At 64.2% G+C, this 16447-nt stretch carries 19 protein-coding genes and 1 riboswitch; of the genes, 12 read left to right on the top strand and 7 right to left on the bottom strand.

Annotated elements, in window-relative coordinates:
- Positions 1-7 precede the first annotated feature (7 nt).
- Together JFN91_RS15470 and JFN91_RS22305 are read right to left on the bottom strand one after the other, a co-directional pair.
- The gene (locus JFN91_RS15470) at positions 8-1534 is read right to left on the bottom strand and encodes a malectin (RefSeq protein ID WP_199390088.1); all 1527 of its coding nucleotides are present in this window, start codon (positions 1532-1534) and stop codon (positions 8-10) included.
- Entirely contained in the window at positions 1534-1662 is a 129-nt protein-coding gene (locus tag JFN91_RS22305) for a hypothetical protein (protein WP_268898712.1), read from the bottom strand. Before JFN91_RS22305 ends, JFN91_RS15470 begins: the two co-directional genes overlap by 1 nt.
- Positions 1663-1743: 81 nt before the next feature.
- Positions 1744-1819, bottom strand: a riboswitch (cyclic di-GMP riboswitch).
- Between the two features lie 169 nt (positions 1820-1988).
- Here JFN91_RS22305 and asnB point away from each other — a divergent pair.
- The 5 genes from asnB to JFN91_RS15445 all read left to right on the top strand — a co-directional run bounded on the left by asnB (position 1989) and on the right by JFN91_RS15445 (position 7487).
- Positions 1989-4097, top strand: a complete 2109-nt coding sequence (gene asnB / locus JFN91_RS15465; RefSeq protein ID WP_215907416.1) for an asparagine synthase (glutamine-hydrolyzing) — start codon at positions 1989-1991, stop codon at positions 4095-4097.
- The gene (locus JFN91_RS15460) at positions 4075-5619 is read left to right on the top strand and encodes a class I adenylate-forming enzyme family protein (protein WP_199390086.1); all 1545 of its coding nucleotides are present in this window, start codon (positions 4075-4077) and stop codon (positions 5617-5619) included. The genes asnB and JFN91_RS15460 overlap by 23 nt, the downstream gene beginning before the upstream one ends.
- 87 nt (positions 5620-5706) lie before the next feature.
- A complete protein-coding gene (nadE, locus tag JFN91_RS15455; RefSeq protein WP_199390085.1) occupies positions 5707-6696 on the top strand; it encodes an NAD(+) synthase in 990 nt (329 codons plus the stop codon).
- Positions 6697-6719: 23 nt separating this feature from the next.
- Positions 6720-6989, top strand: a complete 270-nt coding sequence (locus tag JFN91_RS15450; protein ID WP_199390084.1) for an acyl carrier protein — start codon at positions 6720-6722, stop codon at positions 6987-6989.
- A 9-nt stretch (positions 6990-6998) separates the two neighbouring features.
- The gene (locus JFN91_RS15445) at positions 6999-7487 is read left to right on the top strand and encodes an acyltransferase (RefSeq protein WP_199390083.1); all 489 of its coding nucleotides are present in this window, start codon (positions 6999-7001) and stop codon (positions 7485-7487) included.
- Here JFN91_RS15445 and JFN91_RS15440 read toward each other — a convergent pair.
- The 3 genes from JFN91_RS15440 to JFN91_RS15430 are packed head-to-tail and all read right to left on the bottom strand — an operon-like array spanning position 7484 to position 9820.
- Positions 7484-8284 carry a cytochrome c3 family protein gene (locus tag JFN91_RS15440; protein ID WP_199390082.1) on the bottom strand — a complete coding sequence of 267 codons (801 nt, stop codon included), beginning with the start codon at positions 8282-8284 and terminating at the stop codon, positions 7484-7486. The two genes, JFN91_RS15445 and JFN91_RS15440, sit on opposite strands and share 4 nt — an antisense overlap.
- Positions 8281-9378, bottom strand: coding sequence for a cytochrome b (locus JFN91_RS15435; RefSeq protein ID WP_199390081.1), 1098 nt, complete (start codon positions 9376-9378; stop codon positions 8281-8283). The genes JFN91_RS15440 and JFN91_RS15435 overlap by 4 nt, the downstream gene beginning before the upstream one ends.
- 22 nt (positions 9379-9400) lie before the next feature.
- Positions 9401-9820 carry a QcrA and Rieske domain-containing protein gene (locus tag JFN91_RS15430; protein WP_199390080.1) on the bottom strand — a complete coding sequence of 140 codons (420 nt, stop codon included), beginning with the start codon at positions 9818-9820 and terminating at the stop codon, positions 9401-9403.
- Between the two features lie 263 nt (positions 9821-10083).
- Between JFN91_RS15430 and JFN91_RS15425 the strand changes: the two genes are divergently transcribed.
- Positions 10084-10416: an arsenosugar biosynthesis-associated peroxidase-like protein gene (locus tag JFN91_RS15425; protein ID WP_199390079.1), complete on the top strand. Its 333-nt coding sequence runs from the start codon at positions 10084-10086 to the stop codon at positions 10414-10416.
- An 8-nt stretch (positions 10417-10424) separates the two neighbouring features.
- Positions 10425-11381 (top strand): arsenosugar biosynthesis radical SAM (seleno)protein ArsS, encoded by a 957-nt coding sequence (gene arsS / locus JFN91_RS15420; RefSeq protein WP_199390078.1) that lies wholly within the window; start codon positions 10425-10427, stop codon positions 11379-11381.
- Positions 11382-11398: 17 nt separating this feature from the next.
- Here arsS and JFN91_RS15415 read toward each other — a convergent pair whose 3' ends face one another.
- Complete coding sequence (locus JFN91_RS15415; protein ID WP_199390077.1) at positions 11399-11899, bottom strand: hypothetical protein; 501 nt, start codon at positions 11897-11899, stop codon at positions 11399-11401.
- A complete protein-coding gene (locus JFN91_RS15410) occupies positions 11896-12792 on the bottom strand; it encodes an SDR family oxidoreductase (protein ID WP_199390076.1) in 897 nt (298 codons plus the stop codon). Before JFN91_RS15410 ends, JFN91_RS15415 begins: the two co-directional genes overlap by 4 nt.
- A 172-nt stretch (positions 12793-12964) precedes the next feature.
- On the opposite strand from JFN91_RS15410, the gene JFN91_RS15405 reads away from it, so the two are divergent.
- The 5 genes from JFN91_RS15405 to JFN91_RS15385 all read left to right on the top strand — a co-directional run bounded on the left by JFN91_RS15405 (position 12965) and on the right by JFN91_RS15385 (position 16259).
- Entirely contained in the window at positions 12965-13162 is a 198-nt protein-coding gene (locus tag JFN91_RS15405) for a ferredoxin (protein WP_199390075.1), read from the top strand.
- A 1-nt stretch (position 13163) separates the two neighbouring features.
- Positions 13164-14273 (top strand): two-component system sensor histidine kinase NtrB, encoded by a 1110-nt coding sequence (locus JFN91_RS15400; RefSeq protein ID WP_328747197.1) that lies wholly within the window; start codon positions 13164-13166, stop codon positions 14271-14273.
- 196 nt (positions 14274-14469) lie between these two features.
- Positions 14470-14880, top strand: coding sequence for a heavy-metal-associated domain-containing protein (locus JFN91_RS15395; RefSeq protein WP_199390074.1), 411 nt, complete (start codon positions 14470-14472; stop codon positions 14878-14880).
- A 69-nt stretch (positions 14881-14949) separates the two neighbouring features.
- Positions 14950-15423 (top strand): DUF2318 domain-containing protein, encoded by a 474-nt coding sequence (locus tag JFN91_RS15390; RefSeq protein WP_199390073.1) that lies wholly within the window; start codon positions 14950-14952, stop codon positions 15421-15423.
- Positions 15424-15629: 206 nt separating this feature from the next.
- Complete coding sequence (locus JFN91_RS15385) at positions 15630-16259, top strand: hypothetical protein (protein ID WP_199390072.1); 630 nt, start codon at positions 15630-15632, stop codon at positions 16257-16259.
- Positions 16260-16447 lie beyond the last annotated feature (188 nt).

The raw sequence follows: 16447 nt of genomic DNA, 5'->3' as shown, positions 1-16447 counted from the left end.
AGTTTTTCTACCTGGTTTTCACGACGATGCCGTTGATCTTCGGGCTGCTGATCTTGGTCACAAATCCTATGTTCAGCACGCCGTCAGCCACGCTGACAGGTATCGTCACATCGTAAGCAGTATTATTGCCAGCCTTGGCATAGATGTCAAAATTCGAAAGAACAGTGGTTCCTTCCATTTTTACGTCGAATACCCTTTGGCCGGTCCCCACGTTGTCCGCAAATTTCAGCACGACCGAATAGTTGCCGTTGGCAACAGGGATATTGTAGGACATGACGCTCCCGGCAGTGGTGCTGCCGTAGCGGTAGCTCTGGTACAGCACATCATCAGTTGTGCCGGCAATGGTCGCGGTGATGGCCTTGGCGGTGCCGCCGGAATAGTAGCTGTCGGCCTTGTAGGCGGTCCCGTCGCTGCCTGTAAAGGCGGCGCCCCCGGCATTGGTGGCGAAGACCGTTATGCCGCTTGCCACGCTGAAGCTCGCCGCGATGGTGTGGTTGGCGGTGACGTTGCTGAAGCTGTAGCTGGCGATGGCTCCCTTGGAGACACCGTCCACCTTGACGTCCGCGATCTTGTAGCCGCTGGCCGCCGCGATGGTGTAGCTCTTGCTGCCGCTCGAGACCGTGGCGGTCCCCGAGGGGGTGATGCTGCCGCCGGTGCCGGCCGTTGCCGTTATGGTGTAGCTGTTGAGCGCGAAGCTCGCGGCGATGGTGTGGTTGGCGCTGACCAGGTTGAAGGTGTAGCTGCCCACTGCGCCCACCGATGCGCCGTCGACGGTGACCGCGGCGATCTTGTAGCCTGTGGCGGGGGTGATGGTGTAGCTCTGGCTCCCGTTAGCGGCGACGGTGGCGGTCCCGGACGGGGTGATGCTGCCGCCGGTGCCGGCGCTGGCGGTGATGCTGTAGCTGTTGAGGGTGAAGCTGGCCGAGATGGTGTGGTTGGCGGTCACGTTGCTGAAGGTGTAGGAGGTGACGGCACCTTTAGTGACGCCGTCCACGGTGACCCCAGCCACCTTGTAGCCTGTGGCGGGGGTGATGCTGAAGGACTGGCTCGCACCGGAGGTGACGGTCACGCTGGTGATGGTGGAGCTGCCGCTGGTCGCCGTGCTCACCTTGGTGTTGCTCAAGGCGGTGACGGTGCCGCCGGCACCGGCCGTCGCGGTGATGGTGTACGTGGTGGGGAGTGCCGGGAAGCTCCTGCTGATCTCGTTGGAGTAGGCGCTCTCGGCCCCCGCCGCGTTGTAAGCGGTGACGGCGAAGTAGTAGGTGCTCCCGTCGCTTAGGCTGCTGCTCGAGTAGCTCGTGGTGCTGCCGACGTCGATGTGCTGCGAGTAGCTGCCGCTGCTCCCGCCGATGTGGACTTTGTAGCCGGTTACCCCGGTGCTGTCGGTCGGAGCGCTCCAGGCGATGTTGGCCTGAGCTGCCGCCGCCGGTGTTGCTGTCAGCGTCGTTGTCGCCATCGCGGTGAAAACCATGACAGCAATGAAGGCCATCCTGGTAAGGACGGCAAGGCTTTTTCGTGTACTGCTTTTGGACATTAGGCTGCTTCCTCCTGTTCTTTGTGCCGGTCCGGCAGGTGGTTTTCCCTGGGGGGCTTGCTGCCCGCCCGCGAGGTTCCTGACTGGCGCCCTGCTTTGCTTCTGGCCGCCGTGGTTGGGGTGCTCATCTAGCCTCCTTTTCCCCTTTGGTCTTAGCTGCAGAGACTCCGGACGCAAAAAAAGCCGGTGCCTTGGTATCCAGTGGATATTTCGGCAACCCGGCTGTCTGCGTGAGACCCTTAGGCTTTCCGTCACTTCCTCGCGGAAGTTTTAGTATTATCGATATCTGGCTGCAGCTGTTTGTTTGAACGAGACAGTAGCAGTTCCCCGCCGGAACGCTTGTGACGGTTGTCACACTAATGAAAGATCAAGCCCCTCCTTCTTTAACCTTCCCCACACTCCCGCCAAAAAAGGCGCTGCGCGTTGCTTCCAAAACTTACATTGGTATAGTTTAATGGTTTTGCGCCGGCCGGAGGGCAGGCAACGCCCTGCCAGGAGGATCAAAGTGTGCGGTATTGCTGGAATAATTAACATGGCAGACCAGCCGCCCCCCACCTTGGAGCAGATGGTGACCATGATCTCGCCGCTGCGTTACCGTGGGCCAGACCAGTCCGGTGTCTACCTCGACCACCGGGTCGCCCTGGGACATCTGCGCTTGAGCATTATCGGCATCGACGGCGGCATCCAGCCCATCTGCAACGAGACCGGGGAACTGTGGATCGTGTATAACGGTGAGGCCTACAACTACCTCGAGTTGAAACGGGAGTTGCTTGCCCGCGGGCACCGGTTCAGCACTCAGACCGATACCGAGGTGCTGCTGCACCTGTATGAGGAGTACGGGCCCGCCTGCCTGGACAGGATCAACGGACAGTTCGCCTTCGCGATCTGGGACAGCACAAAGGGCGAGCTCTTCCTGGCCAGGGACCGGGTCGGAGTGCGGCCGCTGTACTACACCTGGAGTGGCGGTCAACTGCTGTTCGCTTCCGAGATCAAGGCTATCCTCGCCGTTACCGGTCGCAGGGAACTCGACCCGGAGGCGATCGGGCAGCTGTTCGTTTTTTGGAGCACCCTCCCTGGCAGGACCTTCTTCGCGGGGATCGAGGCGCTGCCTCCGGGGCACTACCTGCAGGTCAAAGGTCAGCCCTCCCGTCCCAAGGCCTATTGGCGCATCCCTGCCCTCCCGCCGGAAGAGCACTTCAGGCTCGGGCTGTCCGAGGCTACCGAGCGCTTTGCCGAGCTCTTGGAAGACGCGGTGCGCCTGCGGCTGCGAGCCGACGTCCCTGTCGGGGCCTACCTGAGCGGGGGGCTCGATTCCTCCATCATCGCAACGCTGATCGCGCGCCACTGCAAAAGCCGCCTGAAGACCTTCTCCCTCGGTTTTGCCGATGCGGCCTTCGACGAAAGCCTGGCGCAGGAGGAAATGGTGCGCCACCTGGGGACCGACCACCGGCGCGTGCTGGTGGAAGACCAGCAGATCAGGCGCCTGCTGCCGGAAACGGTGTGGCACTGTGAGCAGGCGACCCTGCGCAGTTCGCCGGTCCCCATGTTCCTGCTGTCGCAACTGGTGCACTCCGAGGGTTACAAGGTGGTCCTCTCGGGAGAGGGGGCGGACGAAATGCTGGGAGGGTATCACATCTTCAAAGAGGCCAAGGTCAGGGACTATTGGGGGAGACGTCCAGGCTCAGCGCGGCGGCCGAGGCTTTTGGAGCGGCTCTACCCCTACATCTTCAATAATCCCTCGCGCGGGCGGTCATTCCTGCAGGAATTTTTCTCCGCCAAGCCGGAGCAACTGCAAGATCCCTTCTTCTCCCATGCCGTGCGCTGGGGGGGGGGGATCCGCAACCTCACCTTCCTCTCAGCGGAATATCGCAGCTGCCTGTCCGGCTATGACCCCCGGGAGGAGCTGGGGCGCTGGCTGCCGGAGGGATTCGCCGGCCGTGACCTCTTCTGTCGCGCGCAGGTGCTGGAAATCGAGTTGTTCCTGGCCGGTTTTCTCCTCTCTTCACAGGGGGACCGGGTCGCCATGGCCCACTCGGTGGAGATGCGCCACCCCTTCCTGGACTACCGGGTCATCGATTTCGCGTTTCGGCTACCGGCCAAGTGGAAGATGAGGGGGCTGCAGGAGAAGTATTTATTGCGCAGGTCCTGCCGCAATCTTTTGCCGCCGCGGATCGCGGACAGGCCGAAACACCCGTACCGGGCGCCGGTAAGTGCACTGTTCACAGCGACCGCGTCTGCGGACTATGTGGACGAGCTGCTGTCCGGACCAAGCCTGAAGGCGAGCGGGTACTTCGATGCGGCCAAGGTGGCGCGTCTCTACCAAAGGGTGCTCGAAGCCCCGTCAGGGACGGTCGGGGAGTTCGCCAATATGGCTCTCATGGGGGTACTCTCCACTGAGATCCTGCACCGGCAGTTTCTGGCTTCCGCCTCCTACAAGGGGGTGCGCAGGGTGAGCCCGGACCTGGTGCGCTACGGTGCTGAGCGGAGGACGGAGGGGCGGGATTGGACATCGGCGACGTCCCCCACTGACGGGAGAGACCATGGAACTGCAGATGGTGCATAGATTCCTGGAATCGAGCGCGGCGACACGCCCGGACAAGGTTGCCCTGGTCCACGACGGGGAGCGGGTTACCTACCGGCAGCTGAACCGATCGGCGAGTCGGTTAGCTGGCTTTCTGGTGCAGCGGGGAGTGCTCCCGGGGGACAGGATCGCGATCTTGTTGAGCAACGGCGTGAAGTACGTGGCGAGCTACTACGGCGTGCTGAAGGCCGGAGCGGTGGCCGTGCCGCTGAATGTGGAGACCGGGCAGGCAACGCTGGGCCGCCTGCTGGACGAACTGCAACCGGCGGGAATCATCCTGGAGCAGGGAGCCGGCCATTTGTTGCAGCAACTCCACCAGGCGCCCCCCTCGGTCCGCTTCCTGGTTGCCGTCGACGCCTCTTTCACAAGAAGCGAGCCGCGCCTGGTATGGGGGTGGGAAGAGGCACTCATGGCGGAGGAGCTCACGGAAGGGACAGGCCGCCTCTCCCCCGAGGCCCTGGCCAGCATCATCTACACCTCGGGGTCCACCGGGAAGCCCAAGGGAGTGATGCTGTCCCACCGCAACATCGTCAGCAACACCCGCTCGATCACGCAGTATCTGTGCCTCACCGAGAACGACATCCAGATGGTGGTGCTCCCGTTCTTTTACGTCATGGGTAAATCGCTACTCAACACCCACATCTCGGTGGGGGGGACGGTGGTGATCAACAACAACTTCGCCTACACCGCGTCGGTGATCAGGCAGATGGCCGAAGAGGGGGTGACGGGTTTTTCCGGTGTGCCCTCGACCTATGCCTACCTGTTGCACCGCTCACCGCTGGCCTCGTTCCGGGACCGGCTCCCGAGCCTGCGCTACTGCACCCAGGCCGGCGGCCATATGCCGCGCGAAATCAAGGAGCGGCTGCTGCAGGTCCTCCCTCCGCACACCAAGCTTTTTATCATGTACGGCGCCACGGAGGCGGCGGCACGGCTCACCTACGTCGAGCCGGAGCGGCTCCAGGAAAAGCTCGGCTCCATCGGCAGGGCCATCCCCGGCGTGACGGTGCGGGTGCTGGATGCGCAGGGGGAGGAGCTTTCCGACGGTGAATGCGGCGAACTGGTTGCGTCGGGGCCCAACATCATGATCGGCTATTGGAACGACCCCGAAGCGACCGCCCGGGTGCTGGACGGCAACGGCTACCATACCGGCGACCTCGGTTACCGCGACGCCGACGGCTACCTCTACGTGACCGGACGGAAGGATCATCTGCTCAAGGTGGGGGGGCACCGTATCGACCCGCAGGAGATCGAGGAGGTGCTCATGTCCAGCGGATCGCTGCTGGAGGTGGTGGTGCTCGGACTGGATGACCCGCTGTTGGGCAAGAAGCTGGTAGCACTGGCGGTTCCCTTGGGAGGGAACCCCAGCGACCGGACTCTGCTTTCTTTTTGCCATGCCCGGCTACCCAGGCACAAGGTCCCGGGGGAGATCAGGCTGGTCGCGGCGCTCCCGAAGTACCCAAGCGGCAAGATTGACCGTTCCTCTTGCCTGAGCCTGTGCGGTTGACGGCAGGGTGTCGAGGCGCAGCACCGCGACCGTAGTTCAACTCATGCTGCACGACCCGTGGCCCAGGGGCGTGAAAGAAGGTGTCTTATGACAACAACGAAAGGATTTACAGCCGAGGTGCTCCGGCTTGACCCGCAACATGAGACCGACCGGATTTGCGCCCGGATCAGGGAGTTGATGCGCAACCAGGTGAAGAGGGGCGGGGTGGTCGTGGCACTGTCCGGCGGGATCGACAGCAGCGTCACTGCCGCGCTGTCGGTGCGGGCGCTGGGCCGGGAGCGGGTGATCGGCCTGGAGATGCCCGAGCGGCATTCGGCGCGGGAGACCCTGGCTTTGAGCGGCAAGGTAGCCGGCGCGCTCGGCATCCCGACCATCGTCGAGGACATCTCCGGCATTCTGCAGTCGGTGGGGTTCTACGAGAAGTACGACAACGCGGTGAGGATGGTGGTGCCGGAATACGGCGACGGCTGGGCCTCCAAGATCGTCATCTCCGGGGTGGCGAACCAGCCCCGCTTCACCTCCTTTTACCTGGTCACCCAAAACGCCCAGCAGGTACAGTCCACAGTGCGCCTCCCGCTGCAGCCCTATCTGGAGATCGTGGCCGCGACCAACTTCAAGCAGCGCATCAGGAAGATGCTTGAGTACTACCATGCCGACCGGCTCAACTACGCCGTTGCCGGCACACCCAACCGCCTGGAATATGACCAGGGCTTCTTCGTGAAGCTCGGTGACGGCGCCGCCGACATCAAGCCGATCGCCCACCTGTACAAGTCCCAGGTGTACCAACTCGCGGAGTTCCTCGGCATTCCCGCCGAGATCCGCAGCAGAAAGCCGACCACGGACACCTACTCCCTGGCGCAGGGGCAGGATGAGTTCTACTTCTCGCTCCCCTACCAGATGATGGACCTCTGTCTCTACGCCCGAAACCACGACATCCCGGCGGAAAGCACAGCCGCCGCCCTGGGGCTCGAGCCGCAACAGGTGCGGATGGTGTTCCGGGACATCGATACCAAGCGAAAGACGACGCGTTACCTGCACCTCCCGCCGCTGCTGGTGGAAGAGGTGGAGTGGGAATAACCGCACAGCAAAGGAGGCGACAGATGAACCTAAAGGATGAGATCAGGAATTTCGTGGTGGAAAATTTCCTCTTCGGTGATGCCGGAGGGCTCACCGACGACAGCTCCTTCATCAGGGAAGGGATCGTCGATTCGACCGGAATCCTGCAGTTGGTGGCCTATCTCCAGGAGCGTTACCAGGTCGCCGTGGCGGACGAGGAACTGATCCCGGAGAACCTCGACTCGGTGCAGCGGGTGGCGGACTTCGTAGAAGGGAAGCGCAGCGGGGCACCCTGCGCCGGCAGTGAAGGGTAGGCGGCGGTGATGCGGCTGAGGATCCTGCAGAGGGTGCTGGGGAGGGTCGCCATGGTCGCCCCCGGGGGGTACACGTTGCGCCCGTGGCTGCAAAGGATGCGCGGGGTCCGGATCGGCAAGAAAGTCTGGATCAGCCAGATGGTCTACCTCGACGAGCAGCACCCGGAGAAGATCGAGATCCGCGACAACGTCACCATTGGGCTGCGTTGTACCATCTTTGCCCACTTCTATCTGGGCGACCAGGCTCCGGACGACGTCAAGGGGGGGGTGGTCATCGAGAAGGATGCCTTCATCGGCCCCAACTGCACCATCCTGCACGGCGTTACCATCGGCGAGGGGGCCGTGGTGGTGGCGGGGAGCGTGGTCACCCGCAACGTCCCCCCCGGTGTCCTCTACGGCCCCCAGGCGGCGGAACCCCTGGCCCGGATTACCTGCCCACTCACGGAAAATGGCCAGGTCCAGTACCAGAAGTTCCTCTTCGGACTCAAGAAACTCTAGTCGTAGCTCTTCTTCATCAGATGAAACAGGATCGCGAGCAGGACCATGAACCCGACCGCGATTCCCCCCCCAAGGCGCCTTTTCTCGTGCGACCGCTCGATCTCCTTGAGGGTCGCATCCAGTTTCCCCAGCTCCTTGTTGATAGCCGCCGACTCCCCCTTGACACGGGCCACGTCAACGTCGTGGAACAGGGTATGGAAGCGGTTTCTCACAGCGAACAGCGACTTGCCCATCTTTTCGGTGTCCACGCCGCTCACCTGGAAGTCGGCAATCCTGCGCGAGATGTTGTCGATATAGGCCTCGGTCTGCTGCATCGCGTCCCGAATGGCGCGCGCCCTGTCGAAGCTGTGGCAGCGGGTGCAGCTTTTCTCGTTGATGAGTGCCAGCGACGCCTTCACCACCTGGTGATTACTGTGGCAGGTCACGCAGGTGGGACCGCCGGCGCCAAGAGCCCTGCCGTGGGCGCTGGAGAGGTAATCCTTGTAGACGCCGGGGTGGCAGCGCCCGCAGAAGGCAGGAATGTCTTTTTCCTTGGGAGCGCCCAGGAAGCCACGTTGCGGGGTCATGGCATTGGCCGCGTCCTTGGGGTCGCCGCCATGGCAGCCGTTGCAGGAGATGCCGTTCTCGGCGTGAATGCTGCTGCGCCACAGGTTGACCGGGGCCCCGAGCCGGTCCGGCAGCGAGCCGTGGCACTGGATGCAGACCGTCTCAGGTTGCTCCACCGGGGCGGCCTGGGCCGGCCGCAGGAAGGCGAGCGAGGCAAGGAGCAGGATGGCCAGGGTGTGTTTGCGAATCATGACAGGTGCCCCCATACGCTAAGAGCGATCCAGAGCAGGATGCCCGCTATCACCAGGGTCAGGAATATCGGCCGCTTCAGGGGATGCCGCTCCGGGGAACGGTCGATGAAAGGGAGCAGCGCCAGGAAGGTCATCGCCGCGGCCTGCACGGAGAGCCCCAAAAGCTCGCTCGGGAAGATCTTCAGGGTCTGATAGTTGGCCAGGAAGTACCATTCCGGCTTGATGTGCGCCGGCGTCTTGAAGGGATCAGCGGGGACGAAGGCGTCCGGGGTGAAAGGCATCCCGGGCCAGAAGAAGACCACCGCCAGGAACACGGCGAAGTAAATGGAGATCGAGGTCAGGTCCTGCAGCACGTAGTTGGGAAAGAAGGGGATCCCCCCCGGGTGCCCCTGGTAGTGGTACTGTTGTGCCTCGAAGGGGTTGGCGGTTCCCTCCCTGCCGAAAGGGGGCGCGGAGATGCCGGTGCGCTTCAACAGGAACAGGTGCGCGCCGATGAAGGCGGCGATCACCACGGGGAGTACCGCTGCGTGCAGGGCGAAGAAGCGCCCCAGTGTGGGCGGGCCGACCAGCTTGCCGCCGCGCAGAAACTCCACCAGGTACGGCCCCACGACCGGGACGGCGCTGGCGCTGTTGGTGGCGACCGTGGTGGCCCAGAAGGAGAGCTGGCTCCAGGGGGCGAGGTAGCCGGTGAGCGAGACTCCCTGCACCAGGGCGAGCAGCGTGAAACCGGTGACCCAGTTCAGCTCGCGCGGCGCCTTGTAGCTCCCCATGAGCAGGGTAGAGAGCATGTGCAGGATGAGCACAGCCACCATCATGTTGGACCCCACCGCGTGGCACAGGCGGATCAGCCAGCCGAACGGAACCTCGTTCATGATGAAGGTGACGCTCTTGAAGGCCTTGTCGGCGTCGGGGACGTAGTAGATCATGAGCAGCATCCCGGTGACCACCTGCAGGGCGAAGATGATCAGGAGCACGCTCCCCAGTGAATACCATTCGTTAATGTTGCGCGGCAGCAGGTAGCCGGTCAGCTCCTTCTCCACGATCTCGCCGACCCCGATGCGCAGGTCGAGCCAGCGGTACAGCCTCTTTAGCATGGGCGTTTGCCTCCCTGGACGGTTAGCCGATGGTGATATTGCCTTCGGTGACGGTGAGCGGGATCTTGGCGAGCGGACGCGGCGGAGGGCCCCCCAGCACGGTGCCGTCGGTGGAGAACTGGCCGCCGTGGCAGGGACATTGGAACTGCTGCTTCTCCTTGACCCACTGCACGATGCAGCCCAGGTGGGTGCAGACCGCGGAGAGGGCGACCAATTCGCCGCTCTTGGTCTTGATCAGGACCGCCGAGGAACCGGCGAACTCGAAAAACTTGGCGTCTCCTTCCTTGAGTTCTCCCGCCGGTATCACCAGCTTGGCTGCCCCCTCCTGGCCCGCCCTGGGCGCCAGGTAGCGGAAAACCGGGTAACCTGCGGCGACCGCAGCGGCGGCCGTGGCACCGGCCACGCAGACCCCGAGAAACCTCCTCCTCCCCTCGTTCTCCATGCATCCTCCCTGCTGTTGTCTGTCGATTCGGCACAAGTATAATGACAGCTTGCACCATTTCAAGCGACTTTTTCATGAAGCTGAGGCGGCTGCCACCACTCACGTGACGGCTGCCCCCCCGCCACCATCAAGGCACGGGCCATTCCGCCCCCGGCGTCTCTGCTTTAATCTAATGAGAGTGGCGGGCTTTCCCTCTTTACCCCCGACGGTCTTTTCGGTATGCTGGCGCACTGCCCACTCAAATGCCTTCAAAGGAGAACAGGATGGAGACCTACTACGACCCGAGAGACCTGGGGAGCTTCGCCGAGATCGGCAAGGACGCGCCGGAACTGGCCGGCAAATTCTTCGACTACTACAACGAGGTCTTCGCCGAAGGCGAACTCACCGAGCGGGAAAAGGCGCTGATCGCCCTCGCCGTCGCCCACACCGTGCAATGCCCCTACTGCATCGACGCCTACACCAGGGCCTGTCTGGAAAAAGGGTCGCACCTGGGCGAGATGACCGAAGCGCTGCACGTGGTGACCGCGATCCGTGGCGGTGCCTCCCTGGTGCACGGCGTGCAGATGCGCAAGATCGCCGAGAAGCTCTCGCTTTAGGAGGCGGGATGGACGAGGCAATTCAGAGGCGGGGGGAGAGTTTCGGTGAGCGGCTGGCGCGCCATGGACTCGCGCTGACCCGGGAGCGGACCACGGCACTGCAGGTGAACGTTGGATTTGCCTGCGACCTCGCCTGCGGCCACTGCCACCTGGAGGCGGGGCCGGCGCGGGGCGAGATGATGCAGCTGGAGGTAATGGCGGAGGTGATCGCCTGTGCCCGCCGCTTCCGGTTCGCCAGCATCGACCTGACCGGGGGCGCCCCCGAACTGGTCCCGGAACTCCCCTACCTGGTGCGGGGGGTGGCGCCGGAGACCCCGAGGCTCATCGTGCGCACCAACCTGGTCTCGCTGGAGGGGGAGCGCGGCGAGGAGTTGTTGCGGCTGTACCGCGAGTTGCAGGTGGTGCTGGTGGCCTCGCTTCCCGCCGGCAACCAATCCCAGACCGAGGCACAGCGCGGCGTCGGGGTGTGGCAGAGGAGCATCCGGGTGCTTGAGAGGCTGAACGCCCTGGGCTACGGCCTGCCGGGAAGTCCCCTCGAGCTCGACCTGGTCAGCAACCCCTCCGGCGCCTTCCTGCCGCCGCAGCAGCTCCAGGCCCAGGAGAAGTTCCGGCGCGACCTTGCCCGCAAGCACGGCGTCAGTTTCCATAACCTCTACACCTTCGCCAACGTTCCCCTGGGGCGGTTCCGGAGCTTCCTGGAGCGCTCCGGGAACCTGGACGGCTACCTGGAAAAGCTCTGGGCGGGCTTCAACCCCTGCGCCGTGGCCGGGCTCATGTGCCGCAGCCAGCTTTCCGTGGACTGGCGCGGGCGGCTCTACGACTGCGATTTCCACCTGGCCCGGGGGCTCGCCCACGGCGGCGCAGCGCGCTTCATCTCCGACCTTGTCGAACTCCCCCCGGCCGGCACCCCTATTGCCGCCGCTGATCACTGTTATGCCTGCACGGTCGGCTCGGGGTTCACCTGAGGCGGCAGCATCGTGGCCTAGTTAGGCCGCTTTCCCGTCGGCTGCACCGGCTCCAGTCCGGGGCGGAACACCCGTCCCCGGTAGCTCCCCTTTTGCTCCCAAAACAGGCGGAACTCCCGGTTGCGCAGTACGCGCATCTGGGTCAGGGTGCGCCTGCCGAGCTCGGGGGGGAGCTTGCCGGGCGGCACCCGGAGCCAGGGGCCGCGCCAGGACTTGGCTCGATACCAGACTCCACCGCTGACCTTGAAATAGCCCGGAGCGAGGTAAAAGAGATCCTCGTGGCGCCCGGCCGCGACCCAGAAGCCGAGTTCCGCCGGAAACAGAAACAGCGGCGCCCGCTGTGCCGAAGAACCGCTCTGCCGCGGGTGCTCTCCCGCCTCCGGCCCGGCAGCGGGGGGAGCCTCCTCCTGCTGCCGGTAGTAGTCGTCGTAGAACTGGTACGGGTAGTAGGTCTCATCGCCCTGTGCGCTCCCCGCCACCGCCGTGAGCGCCAGCAGCACCATGCACAGCTTTTTCATGGCAGCCTCCCTTGGCGCGCCTGGTCTGCAAGCCCGGTCAGTTCCAGGCTCGCCCGCCAAAGGCGCTCCGCTGCGGCTTGGTCGTACGAGGCGGGTGATGAGTCGGTCTCCTGCTCCTCGAAGTAGTAGCCGCCGCTTTTGTCCGCGACGTCGTCGGCACAGGCCAGGTAAAGCACGGTGCGAGCGGCCCGGCGAGGCCCGACCAGCCTGCCGCTTCTCAACGAGCCCGCTATGTGGGACAGCCAACTCCGCAAGCCGTTGTTCAGGGCAAAGCGGGTCAGCACGTTCCCCGGCGCCGCCGCGTTGGCCGAGATCCCGCTCCCCTCCAGGCGCCGGGCCAGTTCGTAGGTGAAGAGCAGGTTGGCCAGCTTGGACTGGACATAGGCTCTTCTGCCGTCGTAATCCCGTTCCAGGTTCAGGTCATCGAAATTCATTCCCGGGCAGGCACGGTGCGCCGCCGAGGCCACGTTCACCACCCGGGCCCGCCCGGCAACGCGCAGCCGCTCGATGAGCAGCAGGGTCAACAGGAAGTAACCCAGGTGGTTCAGGGCGAAGGTCATCTCCATCCCTTCGGCGGTGGTGACACGACGGTCGAACCTCCCCCCGGCGTTGTTCACCAACAGGTCCAGGCGCGGGTGCACCGCGCTCAACCGGCGCGCGATGGCGCGGACCTCCGCCTGGCTGGAGAGATCCGCCTGCCAGAACTCGACCTGGTAGTTACCGCTTTCCCGCACGATGGTCTCGGCGCTCCGCTCGCAGCGTACCCGGTCCCGCCCCACGCCGATCAGCGTCGCTCCCTTCCGGGCCAGTGCGAGCGCAGTGGCTCTGCCGATCCCGGAGGTGGCTCCGGTCACCAGGCAGATCTTGCCGGTCATGTCTCTCCAGCTGCGCATCTCGTCCCCCTTGTGCACCGTTAAGGCAATCTAACGATTCTCCGGTGGCCGGTGCGATTGTCAAGGTTTCCTTGACCCATTTTTCATTGGGAAGTTGGCAGCCATCTGCGCTATAGTGGCCTGTGGTCCCGGCCCCGGGCCGGGCCGACCTCGGATAGAGAAGGGGGAACCGGTGGCAAGAAGACCATGGGTGGACAAGGAACAATGCATCAGCTGTGGCATCTGCATCGCCAACTGCCCGCAGGTGTTCCGCTTCGACAGTCACGGCAAGTCGGAGTGTTTCGATCCCGCCGGCGCTGCGGAGGACGTAATCCAGACGCAGGCGGTCGAGCTCTGCCCGGTGTCGTGCATCGGCTGGGAGGAGCAGTAGCGTGGCGCCCGCCAGCAGGCCTGCCGGTCTCGTCAAAGGGGGCGCCCTGTTCGCCTGCGTGGTGGCGATCAGCCTGTTGCACTACCTGACGCCGCTCAGGCTGGGGATGCTGCACGACATCTTCCAGCGCCTGTACTACATCCCCATCATCCTGGCCGCCTACTGGTTCGGGTTCCGCGGCGGCATCGGCTGCGCCATCCTGGTGACGGTCGCCTACGCCCCGCACATCCTGTTCCAGTGGGGCGGGCACATCGCCATGGAGATGGAGAAGTACCTGGAGGTGATCCTCTACAACGTGGTGGGGGGGATCACCGGGTTTTTGTCGCAGCAGGAGCGCTGCCGGCGCGAGGAGCTGGAGCGGACGGCCCAAGGGCTGGAAGACTCCTACCGGCAGCTCAAGACCCAGTCGGAACTGATCATCAGGATCGAGGAGCAGTTGCGGCGTGCCGAGCGCCTGTCCGCTTTGGGCGAGCTTTCCGCCATCCTGGCCCACGAGATCAGGAACCCGCTCGCCTCCATCCGCGGCACCGCCGAGATCCTGATGGAGCAGGGGGTCCCGGCCGAGCGGCGCGGAGAGTTCCTGGAGATCCTGGTCAAGGAGTCGGACCGGCTCAACCGGGTGGTGGAGGACTTCCTGCGCATGGCGCGTCCGGAGCCTGCCGACAAAAGGGAATGCGACATCAACGAGGAACTGGCCAACATGGTGACCCTGCTCTCGGCCCAGGCCGGCAGCTGCGGGGTGAGCCTCGACCTCTCCTGCGGCACTCTGCCGCGACTGGTGGCGGACCCGGAGAAGCTGCGCCAGGCCTTCCTGAACATCATGCTGAACGCCATCCAGGCCTCCCCGGAAGGGGGGGCTGTCCAGGTGGCGACTTCCTTTGACCGGGAGGCGGGGCTGGTCGAGATCCGCTTCACCGACCAGGGGGGCGGGATTGCCGCCGACGCCATCGCCCAGATCTTCGAGCCCTTCTTCACCACCAAGGGGAACGGCACCGGGTTGGGGCTTCCCATCACCAAGAAGATCGTGGAGGGACACGGCGGCAGCGTGGCCGCGACGAGCGAGCCGGGCAGGGGGGCGACCTTCAAGGTGCTGCTCCCGGTGAACGGATGAGGTTGTGGAAAATCCTACTGCGCCTGCAGGATATTCCACAGGTTTCGCATCCGCCCCGAGCGGGGCGAGGCAGCCGGCGCAGTGATACCTGGTAGTTAGCTCCCTTGGGTGCCGTGGCACACTCCTTGTACAATGAGGAGCGTGCCGGGCCGGCCGGGCGCATCCCGCGCCTGAGGCGCCCGATCGGGAGCAGCCCATGAAAAACAAGATCCTCAACGCCGCCCTCATCGTCATCGTAGTCGCCGTGCTGGCCGTTTTCGCCTGCTACGTGCGGGTCGGGGCTACCGCCGACCAGGTGGTGGTGCTGCGCACCTCCGGTATGACCTGCGGCAGCTGCGTCAAGAAGATAACCGACGCCCTGCAGTCCCAAAAGGGGGTGGCGGCGGCCGAGGTGGACCTGGAGTCGGGCCTGGTAGTGGCGGGGTACGACTCGAAACAGACCGCGCCGGACCAGCTCGCCCAGGCCGTGCGCAAGAGCGGATTTCAGTCCCAAGTGGCCCAGGTGATCACCCCGCAGCAGTTCAAAAGCGTGGTCGGGCGTGACGTCGGGGGCAAGGCCGCCCCCGGCGGATGCTGCGGCCAGCGCGGCTGCGGTGGCGCCCAATAAGACTTTAGCGTCGCCCCCGTGGCACGATCCAGCAACCGCCTGCCCGTCAGGCCCCAAAAGGAGCAACACATGGTTCAGTCGAGCAAAAAAGGATTCCAGACCCTCCTTCTCATCGCCGTCGCCGTGGCGGCCATGGCCAGCGCCGCCTTCGCCTTCAGCCTTCCGGGAATGGGCAAATACGAGACGGTGAAGCCGGCCGCCGGCAGCATCACCATCCCGGTCGCCAAGGTGAGCGACGGCAAGGCACACTTCTACAAGTTCGCCGACGCCGGCAAGGAGATCAACTTTTTCGTGGTCAAGGGGAGCGACGGCAAGTTGCACGTCGCCTTCGACGCCTGCGACGTCTGCTACCACGAGAAGAAGGGGTATGAACAGCAGGGGGATAAGATGAACTGCCTGAACTGCAACCAGAAGTTCGCCATCAACAAGATTGGCGCGGCCTCGGCGGGCGGCTGCAACCCCTCCTACCTTCCCGCCAAGGTTGACGGGGGCAAGGTGACCATTACGGTCAACGATCTCAAGGCCGGCGCCCGCTTCTTCTAGGCCGGCGCCGTCGGGCACCGCAACCATCATAGCTGCATAGACGCCGGGACGCGCCCAAGATGCGCGCCCGGCGTTTTTTCGTACCCCTTTTCCCGCCTGGAGCAGCAGCCGTCGGGGAAGCCGTCGCCCGGCGCCGGTTTTGCTGGTTGACACCCGTCTTGCCGCCGGTGTATTACAGAAGGGCAGGCAGCATCAGGGGGTAACACGTGAGCAAGGACAAGGACGAGCGCAAGAGGTCACACCTCAAGCTCGTGGTAAATAACGCGGAAATCAGGAGCGCCAGGCCTGCGGCCGCCGAGCAGGAGTTCGTTCCTCTCGAGGAATTGATCGCCAACCGGGACCAGTTCCGCCCCGCCTTCTACCGCGGCATGGGCAGGCTGCAGACCAAGGGATACCAGCAGCTGGAACGCTTCCTGGCCAACCGCGGCGCCCCCTACGGCATCGATCCCGTGCACGGCAAAGTGATGGTGCTCCCGGCGGGTAACGTCTCCCCCGAGGCGCTCGAGTACGGCTCGCCGCAGGACGAACTGCTGTTGAGCATCTCCGAGGACGCCGGCGGCTCCGGGCTTTGCTTCTCGCTCGAGATGATCCTCCCCTACTTCAGCGAGGACGACGCGGTCATGGAGGAGGCGCTCCTCTTCGCGCCCGTCCTGCAGTACGGCGCCCTGTTCCTGGAGGAAAACCCCCACGACGGGATGCTGGACCTGATCTACCGCCTGGCCGTACCGCTGTTCCCGCCGGTGCTCACTACCCGCCTGGCCGAACGCATGTTCTCCATCTTTTCCTTCGAGCTGAAGGAGACCTTCCTCGCCCTCTCCGACTACCCGGAGGGTTAAGGCTTCCGCTTCCCCCCCTGCCTCCCGGCCCGTCCCGAGGGGCTCCCCTGCCTTGCTGCCGGCCTTTTCGCGGCCGGTGCGGGCAGATGTTTAATATTGAAAAGTTTTTCTGATAGTGATATTTATCATGGGCCTAACTCCCAGGCCAGGTAGCTATTTAGTACCCGGCTAGCCGTGCGGTCAGGCTG

Source organism: Geomonas anaerohicana, from assembly GCF_016458305.1.
GTDB classification, from domain to species: domain Bacteria; phylum Desulfobacterota; class Desulfuromonadia; order Geobacterales; family Geobacteraceae; genus Geomonas; species Geomonas anaerohicana.
This window is presented reverse-complemented; position numbering and strand designations above follow the sequence as displayed.